Here is a 16,824-nt window from a genome sequence, read left to right on the forward strand (position 1 = left end):
ATACCCCCTATCAAATGAGACCTTACTTCATAGTCTCATCATCCTAAATTATCAATCTATCAATATAAACCTTCCTCTCCAAAGCGTTTTGCTAGCCTATTTGCGAGTACTACTAATATTAATCCAATAATTCCTTTGAATAAGCCAACGGCGGTAGCAAAGCTGAAATTAGCCTGTTGTATTCCCTTGAAGTATACATATGTGTCGAGCACGTTCCCAGATTCCATGTTGAAGGGATTTAACATCAGAAAGATTTGCTCGAAACCGCTATCCATTACATTTCCTAGGCGAAGAATTAGCAGAATGACAATCGTACTTTTCAATGCAGGTAGAGTAATATGCCAAATCTGTCTCATTCGACTTGCACCATCCATAACTGCAGCCTCGTACAGATGAGGGCTGATTCCTGATAAGGCGGCCAAGAACAATATTGTTCCCCACCCAGATTCCTTCCATATGACTTGAAGGATAACAATGGGCTTAAACATAGCTGGATCAGTTAAAAAAGGAATAGGATTTATATCTAGAAAGGTTCCTAGAACGTTATTCACCAAACCTTCACTCCGAAGAAAAATAACTGTAATACCAACAACTACTACCCACGAAAGAAAGTGTGGCATATAAACAATTGATTGAAGAAACCTTTTATAAAGTTGGTTCCTTAACTCATTTAGCATGAGGGCCAGAATAATTGAGATTGGGAAAGCAAAAACAATTTGTAGTAGAGAAATTTGTAGTGTATTCCATATAACTTGCACCACTTCAGCATCCTCAAATATTAATCGAAAGTATTTTAACCCTACCCAAGGACTATCAATAAACCCTATAAAGGGACTATAATCCTTAAATGCAAGAAGTATACCGACCATAGGAATATATCGATAGATTAAAAAATATAATGCCCCCGGCAAAAGAAGTAACAATAAATAGCGATCTCTCCATAATTTTTGTTTAATGGAATTGTTCTTGGACGGCTTGGGGTTTTTCTTCAATTCAGTTACTGGAGGTACAACTGTCTCTATGTTCTTATTTTTAGTTACAATAACTTATTTCCCCTTTCCTTTATACTGATTCGCCAAATTGATTACCTGTATAATACCTGTATTTATAATAATATTAGTTTAAATTTTACAATTATTCAATATTTTTCTAAAATTATTTGTGCGCCGTATTAATATTGTGCTTCTGCTTAGATTCTATGATTTGAAACATCTTATTAGAGATAAAAATCAAAGCAACACCTATTAAACTTCCACCGTAAAAAGGGATTAGTCCAGGTATCTTCATCATTAAATAACAAGGAAAATAAAATCCTAAAACCATGAATATTGCAAATAATGGGTTGGAAAGTACAATATAAAGACAATCTTTAAAGTATTGTATTAGCTTCATCTGATAACCAACATAGAGTGGAAACGCATATAATAGAGCAATCAAATAAATGACCCCTAGTATAAAAAAGAAAAAGGAAGCTATTAAAGCAGCTATGTTAGGCAAACTACGGAAAAATTGTAAATCTACAAAAAGAATGATGCCAATAATAACCCATATGTAACCAAATAGATTAGATTTGAGGAATTCTTTTTTATAGATTTCTCTGAAGAGTGTAAAGGACTTTATATCTTCTTCCCCATTGCTCCATTTACGAATAATGGTAAGCATTGCAACAGTAGCTGGAAAAAATCCTAGAATCCCCAGCCCTATGACCGTTCCAACTAACCAAAGGATATTTACATAAGCAAGTTTCATCCCCCAGTCCATATATCGATATAATGTACCTCTCCATCCTGTCAGTTCCATACCAAACACCTCTTATATTTATAAGATTCACGAAATATTCCATCTATTTATAATAGAAAAGACTTATTTATAGCGTAACCGCCACGCTATATTGACCTTTTTCTAGTTTTAACTTAAGCATTCCATTTTGGAAGCCACAAATCCCTTGTGCCTTTATAGTCTCTTTACCATTTATCAAAATTTGAATTGGCCTCGGTATTTTTAGTGAAACTGTAGTATCTTCTTTTACCTCTAACATGATCAATACGGAAGCTTCGTAAAAATATACTGAAATATTGGCATCGTTGCTCACATGACAAAAATGATTCCCTTCTATTTCAAGGGAACTTGCACCTTTAATAGAAAACTTGGATGGATACATTTCATTGTTCAAAAAAGTTATCCAAGCCTGTTTACCTAAAAATGTAATCTTGTCATGAATTAAAGCTCTTCTACTAATCTGTTCCTCTTTAGGAAAAAATAAATAGTCTACCTTTTGTTCTATTGCTCGGTCTATCTTAAACACTAAGTGAGATTCTGTTTTAGTTAAGTTATAATAAAAACCGACTTGAGGGGCATGAGGACTAAGCAAGGCTAATTTCATGCTTTTTCTCCTCCTTTCGTAGAAATATCGCAATTCAATTGCTGCCCCAACAAACTGTTTACCTTACTATTACATTCGGAGGCATAGATAAAAAAGAAATCAATTAACCTACCTGCCGTTTCATAAAAAAACTAACTATTTTTTACTAAGGAATTTTTTCCTTCTAGTAGGTTTTGAATTCTTTGACACGTATCCTGTGATTTTTCCATATTCGCCCATAGGAATTGCATTTCTCGTTCAACTAATTCAAATTCTTCAACAGTCAGATTTAAATCCTTTATAGTTACAGCATTTGGCATCGTTTCTATAAATGCATTATAGTGTTCCGGATGAATCCCAGTCTGTAAAAGACTATTATCTTCTGCCACAGTCCGAAGCATTGGAATCGTACAGCCATTTTTCTTTATAAGCTTCTGCGCTTCCTCACCAACCATAAAATCAATAAGTGCATGTGCAGACTCCTTCATCGTACTGTCCACATTGATACCCAAAGCACCACCTAGTAACAGGGTGGCAGATTTTTTGTTTTTGGGAGGGGGAATTACGTCCCACTGTATTTTATGGTCCCTAAATTCATTCATGAAATAATAGGTGGTTAGAATCATTGCAGCTCCTTCACGCATAAACAAGTTTTCTGCGAGGTCATTGCTACCATGAGAAAATATTGGAGAAACTTGATGCTTATACATCAAATCTACACAAAACTCAAGCGCCTCTATATTCTCTTGACTGTTCATCACTGGCTGAGAACCATCGGAACCGATAAAACGTCCATTATTTTGCAGAAGAAATACTGGCCAACGGTTTGTAGAAGAGGAAAAACAAAAACCATACTCATTAATAAGATTATCCTCACTAACTTCATTAGTAGCCTGCTGAGAAATATGCAATAAATCCTCCCAATCCTTTATTAAAAATTCTTCAGTTATCCCCGCTTTTTTAAAAATGTCCTTATTATAGCAAATCATTACTGGCGAGAAGACGAATGGCGTCAAATGAATTTTACCTTCCGTAGTAAACATATCAAAAATCTGATGATAGCTATCCTTCTCCGAATCAAGATGTGCTGGTAAATAAGGCTCTAGCAGGTCTAAACGATTTGAATCCATCAATTGTCTAAAATGATAATCCGAAACAATAAAAACATCTGGACCATTTCCATGCTTAAAGGCTTGTGAAAGATTATAGACATACTGATTATTCGGCAAAACTTCAAGATTTACCTTTATATATGGGTTAAGCTCTTCAAATCGACTAATAATCTGACGGATTGTCTCTATTTCGTAAGAGTTGGAAAACCATCCAAGTGTAATCGTTTGCTTCTGTGTTTCACAGGGCAATGTAACTCGGTTGCCCTTTCCAGCTATTTTTTCTATTAGGCCTGCGTCCACTAGTTCTGCTAATGCTTTTCGTATGGATACCCGGCTAAGCTCATACTCTTTACTCAAAGTGTTTTCTGGAAGGATAAATTCTCCAGGCTTAATCTTTCCTGTAATTATTTCTTGCTTTACCTCATGGATAAACTTGTTATAACGACTTTCAAAGTCACTTTTTCTTTTTAGCAATGCATACAACTCCCCTGCCTCAAATCGGCCCAAATTAACTATAAATACATAATATCATGTGGAAGGTTGATAGTATCACTTTTCCTTTAACCACCTATCTAAAAATAGGTAAGCCATTTGTCTAATTTCTTTTGGAAAATCATGATCAGAGTTTCCAATAAGCGTTTGAATTCGCTCCCCTTTCTCTAACCATCGATATAAGGAGTTTAAATCATTCAGGCCTTGTGCAGCCGGCTTCCAATGTGGGAATATATAGTCATTTTGCCCCATCCACACAAAAAAAGGGGTTGGTGCGACCAATGCCGCTATCTCTGTAAACTCAAAAGGAACTTTACCCTCATTTATATATTCACTTAACTTTGGTATATGACTGAACCATTCTCGTTTACCCCATCGATGCAGTTCTGGATCCTCAGCAATTGTAGAAAACCCACAGCTACAAACCACTGTCTTTATTCTTCGATCAACTCCAGCTAAGAAGTAGCTATTATAGCCTCCTAAAGAGTGACCAATAGCACCTATTCTATTGCTATCAACGCATTTAATATTCTCTAACAGACTAACTCCCTGCTTGTGATCAATAATCATCTTCGCCACTGCCGACCAATTAGGATGTTGCGTATCAAAGGTTGCTGTTTGAAAAGGTTTTTCGATATCTAGAACCCGTTCTCCTGCTGTAATAGTATCAGGTGCAAGAACTACATATCCCCTCTTGGCAAGTTCAAGTCCATATTGTCTATTTTCTCTACCTTCTGGCGTACTTACATCGTCTTTCCCTACTTCACTCGTAGGATGTAGGGCAATCACTGCTGGATACTGTAATTGTTTCGAATATAAGATTTCCAGAGCATCGTTCTTACTAGTCAGATTTTTTGAGTTAACCTCTCTTGGCAGTAGCAGGTTTGCCGGCACAGTATCTCCAAAAACCGTAGCATACTTTACTTTTAGAAAATAGTATTCAGGAAATGTCTCCCATGAGAATAATTCAAACTGCGTTTTTACTAATGGCGGGATTTCTCCAATACATTCACGCCATGTATTTTCTATTTGACTTCTCTTTTTCTCCCAGTCTTCTTTACTTCCTATTTCTTGTAAAAGGGATGAAGCCCCTTGTTGATTTAAAGTCGTTAATGTATACATTCCTGCCCTCCATCAATCTAGACTTACGCTATACAAATGACTGCCGCTCCCATAGTAAATTCTTTTTTGATAGAGAGCAATTCCACTACTCGCCTTTGTGGGTAATTCTTCAACTAACAGAATTTCAGCGCTTGGATATTGCAAATTCTTCACGAAGAGTCCTTTACTCATCAGGCAGTAAAGAGATTGGGTGAGCTCATCAAACACGAAACAAGAGCGAATAGGCTCCCCATAATGAGAGAGATTTTTTTCAGTAATAATTGTGTTCGTTGACGGCATCCAAACAAAATATAAACCTTTCTCCGTCACTCCATGAACGTAATCATAACTATCCGTATAAAGAGAGATGATTTCCCGTGTTCCTTTATAGGGAGCAAATTTATACTTCAATTGTTTTGTTTTTTTATCTAACACATACAAATTGGCGTCTTGCGCTTTAACCTCGGCTCCTCCTGGGGCTTCTACACTAGTTCCACCAACGATATCCCCGTTTCTTAGCTCGCTAAGACAGATCGTACTGTGATAAGGTAAAATATTATTATTAGAAATTACAGTATGTTTTTCTGTCTCGATATGAAAGAATGCTAAAGCACCACCAACTACCCCATAACCCGGAAATCCACCCCATACGACTTCTTTTTTATCGCTCGTGGCAAGAGCACATCGTGGACGATGAATATGCTCCTCCTCTAAAATTAAGCGAGGGCTAGTAGGTTTTTCTGATTTCTGATTCATATTATGAACATAAAGCTTGCCACCTGCATAAGCTACTCCCACCAGTAAATCGCCCTGGGAGGCATAGGCACAAATATTTCCACCGCCGCCTTTTTCTAGTGCTCCAAAATTTTTAAAGGAGTTATTAGATATATCAAATTGAAAAAATTGTAGAGGATGCATGGATGTTCCATAAATGTACCCGGATATATCGAGATAAATAGTAGAGAGTTCAGCTCCATCCGACTGATAATTTAGCTGAATGGTTGTATGAACTCCAGTTTTCTTTTCTACAATTTCTACATATCTTTTCGATAGACTGTAGCTTAATATTTCATAGGATGCTTCTTGATAATGGTGTATTTTTTGAAATCCAGCTCCTCCATAATAAGATGGTGCAACATAATTAGCAGTCTGAAATTCACCCTCTGTGAACTTTAACCACTGTGAAGCTGTTAATACATCCCTCATATCTGATGCCTCCATATGCCCATAGACAAAACCATCTGTGCCAAGGTAAACATAACCTGACCCCTTTTGCCTAAGGGAAGAGGGAATTAGATTCTTTTTCTTGCCTGTTTTTAAATGAAAGGCTATTATGTCCTTGAATTCTGTACCTACTCCAATATATACCCAGCCATATTCGTCAACTGCAAGACTACTTGGATATTTTTCTTGTGAATGCATGGAGCCGTAATCCATGACACTCTTCGTTTCTGGATTATAGGATAGTAAAAAACATCGTGGATAGGTGGTGAAATAAATGTTACCTGTTAAATCCTCCGCAAAACTAAATCCAACAATTTCTTCTTCATTTTCAATCATTTGATAATCTATGAAGCGTTCCAAGAACGGGTCCAACACCAGCAGCATATTTCCTGCACCTGTATAAAATAGCCCATTACTACTAAAGGAAGCAAAAGGATATTCTTTATTTCCCTCTGGGAAAAAAACCTGTTTGGAACTACCCATGTCTATGTCAACTATTAATACAAACCCCTTTGAAGCAATAACAAATCTAGTGCCCTCCTCCTTCGTACATAAGGCAGCAGTTCGCTCTTCCTCCGCGTCAATAGGAGTCCCATGATCTATAAATTTATGATACATAAAGACCTCTCCCTTACACACGATAATGGGCTGCTACTTTATTTAACGCCGTAATCATATCCTCTATATCTTTGTTCTCAAAAAACTCATTGATATCTAGTCGAATTGCATTCTGCAAAATTCTTTCCGCGTTCGGACAACTTCCAATAGCATAATCATAGTTACCTTGGTCAAAAGGATAATGGCTATTTAAGTAAGCCTGCTTTTGTTGAAATAAACTTTGAGCGTACAGAACCTGTGGTATGTACCCAGGTGAGTTTGGTATACCCTCTGCTAATAGTGCCGTCGAGAATTCTTCACGTGTACATTTCAAAGATTCCGAGTCCAGAGTGAACATATAAAACCAGTAGCTACACCATCCACCTTTAGTAATTTTCATTGGATGAATGCCCTTCGTATTCTGTATTCCTACGGTCAATTGTTCTCCAAGCTCGTTTCGTCTCGTACAAATCCATTCCAGCTTCTTTAATTGAGCTATACCAACTGCACCTTGTAGCTCTGTCATTCGATAATTTGGTGCCAAGTATTCGATATCCCTTATAACTGACTTTTCCTGTCTTTTATAATTTTTGTCCGCAAAAGCATGTGTTGTGTAGTAATCTTCCTCTTGACCAGAATTAATAGTAACAATTCCGCCATCTCCAGTAGATATATGCTTAAAATCATTTGTACTGAAGCACCCATAATCTCCAATTGTTCCCGTCAAACGTCCTTTGTATGTGGTTAGATAGCTTTGGGCGCAATCCTCAATCACCTTTATCTTATGTTTTTTAGCAAGCTCCATGATTGGTTCCATGTCACAGGGGTTGCCAGCAAGATGAACGACGATAATTGCTTTGGTTTTCGGCGTAATTACTCTTTCGATAGATTCAGCTGTTAGGTTATAGCTATGTGGCTCCAAATCTGCAAACACCGGGACAGCGTTTTGATACAGAATTCCGATAACGGTACCTTGGTCTGTTATCGGACTTGTTATTACTTCATCACCTACTGTAACGCCAGCAGCTCCTAAGGCTACATGAAGCGCAGCAGTACCCGAGGAGGTTGCAACACTATACTTTACTCCATACATTTCATTAAAATCGGATAAAAATTGCTTGACCTTGTTGCCAAAATGATAAAAAAGAGTATTCTGCTCTAATGCTTCAAGCAGCTCCGTCGCTTCATCTAAGCCAAAGCGCTTTCCAGTACCAAAGGGAGTCGTTTTTACTTGTTGGCCACCAAATATTGCTAAAGTATTGTTTTTCATCATAAGCCCCTCCAACATTAAGCTTCTTTTAATATATGATTGGCAATAGAAGCAATTTTACAGTTCAATCCAAAACGTTTGACCGTTTGTGAAGTTTCAGCCGAAACAGGCAAAAGAACGACTAACTTATCCTCATATATATTCCCTTTAAGCTCGATCTCACCTAAATCGGAAATACCTATGATTTCTACTTTTCTTCTTCCTCTTACCCAATTGTTAATTTGCTTACTGGTCCAGAACGAAAAGCCTTGCTGCTTTGCAGTATGGATTAATTGGACTATAGCTTCACGAACAGGTTGCTGCTGATAAATATGAATTTGATGAAATAGAAAATGGGCCACTCCATTCACTCTTTTTACTCCTTCAAGAAACGGTTCAATGACCGTTGCATCAGCTAATGTATGATGATTTAAATCCTGCGTCAGGAAACCAATCTCCAACACGTCATATAGTCGATTTTTTTCATCCGCCCAAGCCATTGGAAAATAAGGTTGGCATGTTCCAAATAGGAATCCTATATTTCCTCTTTTACTTGGCCCTCTCGACTGATCTGCTTCAATCCCATATTTCTCACACCATACAAAAAATTCTCCCCACCCTTCGAATCTCGTATAATGATTTTTATTTGAAATTATATTTTCAACTTTTGTAGATTGTTGTAGCCATGTAAGCTGTGCTTCAAAGGCTTCCTGCGACCAAATGCCATCATCCTGCTCAAGCGCATTATAATGGAGTGCTATTTCATGACCATCTTTTTTTATCTGCTCATAAATAGAAGCATTATAACCAGGCGCAATCATACACCAAGTGGATTGCACATTCTCTGATTTTAGTGTATCTAGTGTTATTTGTGCTGATTCATCAACATTAAGGTCACTATCATGAGAGATCATAGCCATATGCTTCACGTCAGTTGGCCAATAATCAATAAGAGGAATAGTAAGTTGTTTATCCATTGCACATTTAACAAGATGCTCTAGAATAACCTCTCTCCATAAGTCTGCGTAAGGATGAGGAAAATACGGCATTCCTGTTTGGGTAAAGATTCTATCTAAATCCCAATCTAGCTCGAAGCCATCATCTGCCTTTAAAATATCCTCATCAATATTTGCACTCCCATCTGGTGCTGGAATGCCGTCTAAAGTTACTGGAGCAGTTCCTTGCTGCATAGCAACGATCGTTTGTGGTATAGGAACCGCCCAACGCTCAATCGAGCCCTTTCCGTGCTGAATTCGCTGTAGTGCATACGCATCCTCATTTAGCAATGTCCCTAACTGGCTGTGCGATAACTCTGTCCCTTCATAGGTCCAAGGTTCCGCTTGAAGATATCGAAGAGGGGTCTGTTGATTGAGAAAAGTCGAAAGCTCTGCATATCCTGCAGTGGAAATATGTTGACTTTTAAATCCTAGCTTATCCTTCAGATTATTTAGTCCACCATATGCAATCACAATTCCCCCAGACTCTACATAGTTTAGTATTTTTGCTTGAGTAGCTTGAGTAGCTTCAGTATCCGAGCATTGAGCGACTATCAATAAATCAAAGGAATTAAGTTGTTCCAAACTATCTATTTTTTGATAAGGGAGTCTAAAATGGTCGAGAATTTCATAAACATAACATTCAAAAACATTGTTTCCCCTCCCCCATTGCTTCTCTGCTTCCTCTCTATCAAAAAGAACCCCCAGCCTTGCCATTTTCATCGAATGGTCACTCCTCTATAGGAACAGACAGGTATATTACATGTCTATTGTATTGTTATGATAATCATAGTATAATTGGATATTTTTATCAATAAATTGTTTGAAAATTTTATATATTTTTTTAAATCGAGTTTTTGTTTCTGGAAATTGGGTTTTCAAATGAGGCTAAGATTGCTGTAAAACAAGGCTTCATTGTAGTAATCTACACATTTATTGTCGTAAACTGATTCTTCTAGCCGTTTGCACCTGATTTAAAGGATAAATTTTAGATGAACGGACCGATTTCGGAGGTAAACCAACCGGTTTCAGCATATAACACATCAAGATGAGTTATTAATAAATTCTTTTACTTATTGAGAGGATTGTGTGCTCTAAAGATGAAGGAAAAATAATATTCTACTTATCAAATAGCCCTATGCTAATTTTTAAAAATTCCTTATCTAATAAAAAAACCTATTCACCTTTGCGGGTGAATAGGTCTTCAATTAGAACTTAGAACCACCAAAGCCATACTCATCGAGTAGCTCTTCAAAGGTTTTGTTCTTTTCTTTTTGTTTTTTTTCAAAAGCAAGCTGTGCCTGTCTTTCCTCTTCTCTTTCTTGTTCAGCTGTCACTAACTGTTTCTTCGTTTCTTTTAACTTAGCAAGAACATCCATAGAAAGCTGATCTGAAAGAGCATTACCTTCTTCTTTTACAGAAGAGGATTTAGCTTGCGGCTGTTGATGTCTTTTTTGCTTTTTTTTAGCCATTTTTTCACCTACTTTATGAGCGTTTCACAATAGTAGCTACCCCTTGACCTCCACCAATGCAAAGTGTCGCAAGTCCTGTTTTAGCATTTCTCTTCTCCATTTCATGAAGTAAAGTAACGAAAATACGAGCACCACTAGCACCGATTGGGTGGCCTAAAGCAATAGCTCCACCATTTACATTTAGTATATCATGATTGAAGGATAGCTCTCTATCAACTGCTATAGATTGAGCTGCAAAAGCTTCGTTTGCTTCAATAAGCTCAATATCACTTAGAGATAACTGGGATTTATTCAAAGCTTTTTTCACTGCCTCTACCGGACCAATACCCATTACGCTTGGATCTACTCCAGCAGATGCGTTAGCCACAATCGTAGCCAAAGGTTTTAGGCCCAATTGATCTGCCTTTTGCTTAGACATTACAACTACAGCAGCTGCCCCATCGTTAATACCAGAAGCATTTCCAGCGGTAACAGACCCATCTTTTTTAAATGCCGGACGCAATCCAGCTAGTTTTTCCTCAGTAGACCCTTTTTTCGGATACTCATCTTTATCAAAGATAACGGGATTTCCTTTTCTTTGTGGAATTTCCACAGGAACTATTTCTTCATCAAACTTTCCATTTTCTACAGCTTCTGCAGCTCTTGCTTGTGATCGCGCAGAGAATTTGTCCTGCTCTTCTCGAGAGATTTCATAACGGTCACAAAGATTTTCTGCCGTTATGCCCATGTGATAATCGTTGAATGCGCACCATAGTCCATCGGAAATCATGCTATCCACTACTTTTTGGTCTCCCATCCGGAAGCCGTCTCTAGCATTCTTTAATAGATAAGGAGCTTGGCTCATATTTTCCATACCGCCAGCTACAATTATTTCTGCATCCCCAGCAATAATTGCTTGAGTAGCAAGATGAATTGCTTTAAGTCCTGAACCACATACTTTATTTATAGTCAGAGCTGAAACCGATTGTGGAAGTCCAGCTTGAATGGATGCCTGTCTGGCAGGGTTTTGTCCTAGACCTGCTTGAAGCACGTTCCCCATGATTACTTCATCTACTGATTCCTTTTCTACCCCTGCTTTTTCTAATGCCTTATGAATAACGATAGCCCCAAGTTTAGTTGCTGGTATATCCTTTAATCCACCCTGGAAAGAACCAATCGCTGTTCTAACAGCACTTACGATCACAACTTCATTTGTCACGTGAATTTCCTCCTTAATATTCCCTTTTTCAATAAAATCTAATAAATCAAATTAAAAGTTTGCTTGTTCAACCATCCATTCATTACAATAAAAGAGGGAGGGATGAATATGTATAGTTTACCAAATAAAGTGACAATAATCGAGGTAGGACCAAGAGATGGCCTACAAAATGAAAAAAATGAGGTTCCAACAGAAATAAAATTAGCTTTTATTGAACAGCTTCAACAGGCTGGTATAGAAGAAATGGAACTAAGTTCTTTCGTATCACCAAAATGGGTTCCACAAATGAAAGACTCAAAAGAGATCGTTACGAAAGTTAAAAAAGTGGGTAGACAATTTGTACTAACACCAAATAAAAAAGGTGTAGAGCTAGCAATGGAAAATGGAGCTACTAGCTTCGCAGTTTTCGTAGGTGTATCAGATAGCTTCAACCAAAAAAATATTAACAAAACTACAAGAGAAAGTATGGATGAATTAAAGCCTATTGTGGAAAAACTAATGGAAGATGGACATTTTGTCCGAGCATGTATTTCTACTGCGTTCTATTGTCCTTTTGAGGGTGCGGTCGATCCACAAAAGACAATCGACCTATGCAAGGAATTCGTGTCATGGGGTGTAAACGAACTTAGTGTAGCAGATACCATTGGAATGGCGAATCCAAAAGAAAGCTATAATTTATTCCATGCTATAAAAAATGAATTTACGAATACATTAATTACTGCACATTTTCATGATACTCGCAAAATGGGGATTGCCAATATATTTGCAGCCCTACAGGCCGGTATTTCAAGATTCGACACATCTGCAGGTGGCTTAGGAGGATGTCCTTTTGCACCCGGTGCCACAGGAAATGTAGCAACTGAGGATGTTGTGAATATGCTACATAAAATGGATATTTCCACCAATATCAATATGGACGAATTATTAAAAGCAGTCAATATCGTTGCTCCATATGTTTCCAGACCAATTGAGACAGGGATGTATAGATTATATAAGAGCAAGTAGGAGCTGAGCTTATGAAAAAAAGAGTTATCGTTTGGACGAGTATTTTCACAAGTATTCTTACAGCAGTAGCCACTGTGTTTGGTTTTTTTCTCACGAATAAACTCATGTACATGAAGAAAAAAGAAGATGACTTTATATACAATAGAGAAATTACTTCCAAACGTTTAGATGAGGTCTGGTTTAATGCTGTAAACAAATTAGAACGGTGGATACCCTCGAAGAATGGTTACTCTCTGAAAGCGATTTTCATTGAACCTCTCCAAACGAAGAATTACGTCATCATTTGTCATGGTGTTACTGAGAATAAGATTAATTCGCTACGTTTTGTAAGAATGTTCGAAAGACTTGGCTTTAACTGCGTCGTCTATGATCATCGTAGACATGGTGATTCTGGAGGTAAAACGACAAGCTTTGGTTATTACGAAAAAATGGATTTACAGGCAATAGTGGAAGCAGTTCGGGAACGTGCAGGCGAAAAAGCGGTAATTGGGATACACGGGGAGTCAATGGGAGCAGCCACCACCCTGCTATATGCCGGTTCTATTATTGACGATGCAGACTTCTATATCTCAGATTGCGCATTCTCTGATTTTGAAGACCAGGTTTATCATTTACTTACCCAAACCACCCCACTTCGCTCTAGCTTAGCCATCCGATTTGCTAATCTCTTCTTAAAATGGCGAGATGGTTACACCTTGAATTTGGTATCTCCGATTGATGTAGTAGATAAAATAGAAAAACCTGTTTTATTTATTCATAGTATGGAGGATGATTTCATCTTGCCAAAGATGACAGAAGATTTATATGAAAAGAAAAAAGGACCTAAAATGCTCAAATTATTCGATGTAGGAGCACACGCTAAATCGTTTAATGAAAATAGCAAGGAATATGAAGAAGTTGTATCAGATTTTTTAAAGCAATATAGCTTGCTAGGGGAAAAATAGGCATTTCTAATTTGATTTTAAACGATTAATATTCCATTAATTAAGCATATTGAATAATAAAATTTTAAGATTAGGATTCCATTATAGAATTGGAATCCTCTTTTTATTTTTATTGATAACAAATCATTCCTAATTGAAATCTTTACATAATAAATTCAGAGTGAAAATCTCCTTAAAGAGAATCTATATTCTTTGGGAGTCTACTTTAATAAAATTCAACAAATATTTTTGAAGTAATCCTTTTTCATACTAGAAATAATCCTAAAATAAAATGAGTGTATATAAAAAACTGCAAACAGCTCAATTAGTTTGAGATGTTTACAGTCAGAAAGCACCCAATTAATGAGTGCCTTTAATTATTTGTTTTGCATTTTATTCATTTGGTTCATCATTTGTTTCACTTGTTTTTCGGATGGCTTACGACCCATCTGTGCCATCATCATACGTAGCATTTGTTCATTGATTGGTGGATTTTCTTTCAAATATTTCATCATATATTGTCGTGCTGCAAAAAATCCGATTACAACACCACCGATTAAAGCGACAATTACTATAACAACCCATATCCAAGTATCCAATTTTTCTCCTCCTTTACCAACTTCTCTACGTGTACAAGACACCAATTGAAATTATACTATAAATTTCATAGGCATTCTATATAAATTCTTTGATAAATAGCAATTCGAATACTTTTAAGAGAAAGTATTCGAATTGCAAAGAAGAATATTATTTTTGTAGTAGATTTTTCATCTTAGAAACAACATTTCCTACACTAAAGCCATATTCCTTCATTACGATCTCTCCAGGTGCACTTGCACCGAATTGGTCTATTGCAATAACGTCACCTTCGAATCCAACATAACGATGCCATCCAAGAGAAGATCCCATTTCAATAGCAAGGCGTTTTGTTAAGTTAGAAGGCAATACAGCATTTTTATATGCAGTATCTTGTTTTTCAAATCTATCCCATGATGGCATAGATACTACAGAAACTTGAATTCCTTCTTCTGCTAAAGCTTTTTGAGCCTCTACTGCTAGTCCAACCTCTGAACCTGTTGCAAGTAAGATACCCTCTGCATTTTCAACTGGTGAAACGATATAAGCTCCCTTTTCCACACCTTCACTAGCTTGGTCTACAGAACCTTTAAGTGTAGGTAAGTTTTGACGAGAAAGCACTAACACAGTTGGTTGATCCTTAGAGGATACAGCTAATTTCCATGCTTCCGCTGTTTCATTTGAATCAGCTGGACGGATTACTGATAAGCCTGGCATAGCTCTTAGTGAAGCTAAATGCTCAACTGGTTCATGAGTTGGTCCATCTTCCCCTACTGCAATACTATCATGAGTGAACACATATGTTACTGGCAATCCCATTAATGCGGATAGACGAATTGCAGGGCGTACATAATCACTGAATACGAAGAATGTCCCACCGAACACATGTAGACCGCCATGAAGGGCCATACCATTAAGAGCAGTTCCCATTGCAAACTCACGAACACCAAACCAGATGTTTTTGCCCGCATAGTTATCTGCAGAGAAATCTCCAGCATTTTTAATAGTCGTTTTGTTAGAACCAGCTAAGTCAGCACTTCCTCCGAAAAATGAAGGCAGATTTTGAGCGATAGCATTAATAGCTTCACCTGAAGCTGCTCTACTTGCTTGTGAAGTTCCTTCTTCATAAGTTTTAAGTGCATCTGCAAAGTTTGCAGGCATCTCTCCATTAATCGCTTGTTTTAGAGTTTGAGCTAGCTCTGGGAACTCTTTTTCATAAGTAGCTAATCTTTCGTTCCATGTAGCTTCTTCTTGAACACCTTGACGCTCAGCAGCTTCCTTGAAAGTTTCATAAACTTCCTCTGGTACATAGAAATCTTCTTCGAATAACCATTTATATTCTGCTTTAGCTAATAGAGATTCTTCTTTGCCAAGCGGCATACCATGAGCATCTGCTTTTCCGGAGCGGTTGGGAGAACCAAATCCAATAACTGTTTTCACTTCGATAATTGTTGGTTTATCGTTTTGTGATTTAGCTTTGTCGATTGCAGCTGAAATTGCTTCAATATCATTACCATCTTCTACATAAATATGGTTCCATCCGTATGATTCAAAACGTTTTTCAATGTTCTCAGAGAAAGATTTATGTAAATCTCCATCTAACGAAATATCATTACTATCATACAATACGATTAGTTTATCTAATTTTAAGTGTCCCGCTAGAGAAATAGCTTCAGCAGCTACACCTTCCATCAAATCTCCATCTCCGCATAATGCATACGTATAATGATCAACAATAGAATGTCCTTCTTGATTGTAAGTAGCAGCTAAATGCGCCTCTGCCATGGCCATACCTACAGCCATACCTATACCTTGTCCTAAAGGACCAGTTGTTGCTTCTACCCCTGCTGTGTGACGAAATTCTGGATGTCCGGGAGTTTTAGAGTTCCACTGTCTGAAGTTTTTAATCTCTTCCATAGGAAGATCATAACCACCAAGGTGTAGCAAGCTGTATAACAGCATTGAGCCATGACCTGCTGATAAAACAAAGCGGTCGCGGTTAAACCAATTAGGATTGCTTGGGTTGTGGCGTAAATGTTTTGTCCATAATGTGTACGCCATTGGTGCAGCTCCCATAGGAAGACCTGGATGACCAGAGTTTGCTTTATCGATTGCATCGATAGATAGAGTACGAATAGTCGTAATTGCTAATAGATCTGATTGTAATGACATGAATGACATCCTCTCGAACAAAATTTTTTCTATAATAATAGTTTAGACAACAATTCGCGTATTATCAATGGTTTCTGAAATGATTAGTTAATTCAGAAATTTACCCTTTTTCGCTTGTTGTACCTTTTCTGGTGTAACATCGTTTCCAGAAGGGTCGATAACTTTTACACTTTCTATTGTATCTCTCATTGTTGCTCTAAATGTTTCCAAATATTCTTTGCGCAAAGCACTTTGTTCCTTTGCTTCCTCAATAGATAATCCACTGGACTTAGACTTTTTTGCCAGCTCATTAATACGTGCTAGTTTTTCTTTACTTAACATATTTTTCATCCTTTCAACTAACTCT

Annotated in this window: 15 protein-coding genes; 2 read left to right on the forward strand and 13 right to left on the reverse strand. The window is 37.3% G+C overall.

Features of this window, described 5'->3' with window-relative positions; translation table 11 throughout:
- Positions 1-59 precede the first annotated feature (59 nt).
- The 10 genes from ACQKNZ_RS13110 to ACQKNZ_RS13155 form a co-directional block, all read right to left on the reverse strand.
- A complete protein-coding gene (locus ACQKNZ_RS13110; protein WP_427660044.1) occupies positions 60-992 on the reverse strand; it encodes an ABC transporter permease in 933 nt (310 codons plus the stop codon).
- A gap of 163 nt (positions 993-1,155) precedes the next feature.
- Complete coding sequence (locus ACQKNZ_RS13115) at positions 1,156-1,800, reverse strand: YesL family protein (RefSeq protein ID WP_427660046.1); 645 nt, start codon at positions 1,798-1,800, stop codon at positions 1,156-1,158.
- Positions 1,801-1,867: 67 nt separating this feature from the next.
- Positions 1,868-2,383, reverse strand: a complete 516-nt coding sequence (locus ACQKNZ_RS13120) for a hypothetical protein (RefSeq protein WP_342578493.1) — start codon at positions 2,381-2,383, stop codon at positions 1,868-1,870.
- A 131-nt stretch (positions 2,384-2,514) separates the two neighbouring features.
- On the reverse strand, positions 2,515-3,948 hold the full coding sequence (locus ACQKNZ_RS13125) for an extracellular solute-binding protein (protein ID WP_342578491.1): 1,434 nt from the start codon (positions 3,946-3,948) through the stop codon (positions 2,515-2,517).
- A gap of 75 nt (positions 3,949-4,023) precedes the next feature.
- The gene (locus ACQKNZ_RS13130; RefSeq protein WP_144537008.1) at positions 4,024-5,088 is read right to left on the reverse strand and encodes a prolyl oligopeptidase family serine peptidase; all 1,065 of its coding nucleotides are present in this window, start codon (positions 5,086-5,088) and stop codon (positions 4,024-4,026) included.
- A 12-nt stretch (positions 5,089-5,100) separates the two neighbouring features.
- Positions 5,101-6,909 (reverse strand): hypothetical protein, encoded by a 1,809-nt coding sequence (locus ACQKNZ_RS13135; protein ID WP_427660049.1) that lies wholly within the window; start codon positions 6,907-6,909, stop codon positions 5,101-5,103.
- A gap of 13 nt (positions 6,910-6,922) precedes the next feature.
- Positions 6,923-8,158, reverse strand: a complete 1,236-nt coding sequence (locus ACQKNZ_RS13140) for a DegT/DnrJ/EryC1/StrS family aminotransferase (protein ID WP_144537011.1) — start codon at positions 8,156-8,158, stop codon at positions 6,923-6,925.
- 17 nt (positions 8,159-8,175) lie between these two features.
- Positions 8,176-9,855 carry a hypothetical protein gene (locus ACQKNZ_RS13145; protein WP_427660051.1) on the reverse strand — a complete coding sequence of 560 codons (1,680 nt, stop codon included), beginning with the start codon at positions 9,853-9,855 and terminating at the stop codon, positions 8,176-8,178.
- 485 nt (positions 9,856-10,340) lie between these two features.
- Positions 10,341-10,604 carry a DUF3886 domain-containing protein gene (locus tag ACQKNZ_RS13150; protein ID WP_144537015.1) on the reverse strand — a complete coding sequence of 88 codons (264 nt, stop codon included), beginning with the start codon at positions 10,602-10,604 and terminating at the stop codon, positions 10,341-10,343.
- Positions 10,605-10,617: 13 nt separating this feature from the next.
- Positions 10,618-11,802: an acetyl-CoA C-acetyltransferase gene (locus ACQKNZ_RS13155; protein ID WP_154310961.1), complete on the reverse strand. Its 1,185-nt coding sequence runs from the start codon at positions 11,800-11,802 to the stop codon at positions 10,618-10,620.
- A 108-nt stretch (positions 11,803-11,910) separates the two neighbouring features.
- Here ACQKNZ_RS13155 and ACQKNZ_RS13160 point away from each other — a divergent pair, with 108 nt between their 5' ends.
- Positions 11,911-12,807, forward strand: a complete 897-nt coding sequence (locus tag ACQKNZ_RS13160) for a hydroxymethylglutaryl-CoA lyase (protein ID WP_144537019.1) — start codon at positions 11,911-11,913, stop codon at positions 12,805-12,807.
- 11 nt (positions 12,808-12,818) lie between these two features.
- A complete protein-coding gene (locus ACQKNZ_RS13165; protein WP_144537021.1) occupies positions 12,819-13,751 on the forward strand; it encodes an alpha/beta hydrolase in 933 nt (310 codons plus the stop codon).
- A gap of 356 nt (positions 13,752-14,107) precedes the next feature.
- Here the strand turns inward: ACQKNZ_RS13165 and ACQKNZ_RS13170 are convergent, their stop codons facing one another.
- The 3 genes from ACQKNZ_RS13170 to ACQKNZ_RS13180 form a co-directional block, all read right to left on the reverse strand.
- Positions 14,108-14,329, reverse strand: a complete 222-nt coding sequence (locus tag ACQKNZ_RS13170; protein ID WP_144537029.1) for a YneF family protein — start codon at positions 14,327-14,329, stop codon at positions 14,108-14,110.
- Between the two features lie 148 nt (positions 14,330-14,477).
- Complete coding sequence (gene tkt / locus ACQKNZ_RS13175; RefSeq protein WP_151110233.1) at positions 14,478-16,478, reverse strand: transketolase; 2,001 nt, start codon at positions 16,476-16,478, stop codon at positions 14,478-14,480.
- Between the two features lie 87 nt (positions 16,479-16,565).
- Positions 16,566-16,799 carry a DUF896 domain-containing protein gene (locus tag ACQKNZ_RS13180; RefSeq protein ID WP_144537032.1) on the reverse strand — a complete coding sequence of 78 codons (234 nt, stop codon included), beginning with the start codon at positions 16,797-16,799 and terminating at the stop codon, positions 16,566-16,568.
- Positions 16,800-16,824 lie beyond the last annotated feature (25 nt).

Origin of the sequence: Psychrobacillus sp. NPDC093200, assembly GCF_050280345.1 — a bacterium.
Lineage (GTDB): Bacteria > Bacillota > Bacilli > Bacillales_A > Planococcaceae > Psychrobacillus > Psychrobacillus faecigallinarum.

Coding starts and splice junctions, on each gene's coding strand:
- ACQKNZ_RS13130 (WP_144537008.1), bottom strand. CDS start 5,088: ATGTATACATTAACGACTTTAAATCAACAAGGGGCTTCATCCCTTTTA.
- ACQKNZ_RS13145 (WP_427660051.1), bottom strand. CDS start 9,855: ATGAAAATGGCAAGGCTGGGGGTTCTTTTTGATAGAGAGGAAGCAGAG.
- ACQKNZ_RS13165 (WP_144537021.1), top strand. CDS start 12,819: ATGAAAAAAAGAGTTATCGTTTGGACGAGTATTTTCACAAGTATTCTT.
- ACQKNZ_RS13115 (WP_427660046.1), bottom strand. CDS start 1,800: ATGGAACTGACAGGATGGAGAGGTACATTATATCGATATATGGACTGG.
- ACQKNZ_RS13135 (WP_427660049.1), bottom strand. CDS start 6,909: ATGTATCATAAATTTATAGATCATGGGACTCCTATTGACGCGGAGGAA.
- ACQKNZ_RS13160 (WP_144537019.1), top strand. CDS start 11,911: ATGTATAGTTTACCAAATAAAGTGACAATAATCGAGGTAGGACCAAGA.
- tkt (WP_151110233.1), bottom strand. CDS start 16,478: ATGTCATTACAATCAGATCTATTAGCAATTACGACTATTCGTACTCTA.
- ACQKNZ_RS13150 (WP_144537015.1), bottom strand. CDS start 10,604: ATGGCTAAAAAAAAGCAAAAAAGACATCAACAGCCGCAAGCTAAATCC.
- ACQKNZ_RS13180 (WP_144537032.1), bottom strand. CDS start 16,799: ATGTTAAGTAAAGAAAAACTAGCACGTATTAATGAGCTGGCAAAAAAG.
- ACQKNZ_RS13140 (WP_144537011.1), bottom strand. CDS start 8,158: ATGAAAAACAATACTTTAGCAATATTTGGTGGCCAACAAGTAAAAACG.
- ACQKNZ_RS13120 (WP_342578493.1), bottom strand. CDS start 2,383: ATGAAATTAGCCTTGCTTAGTCCTCATGCCCCTCAAGTCGGTTTTTAT.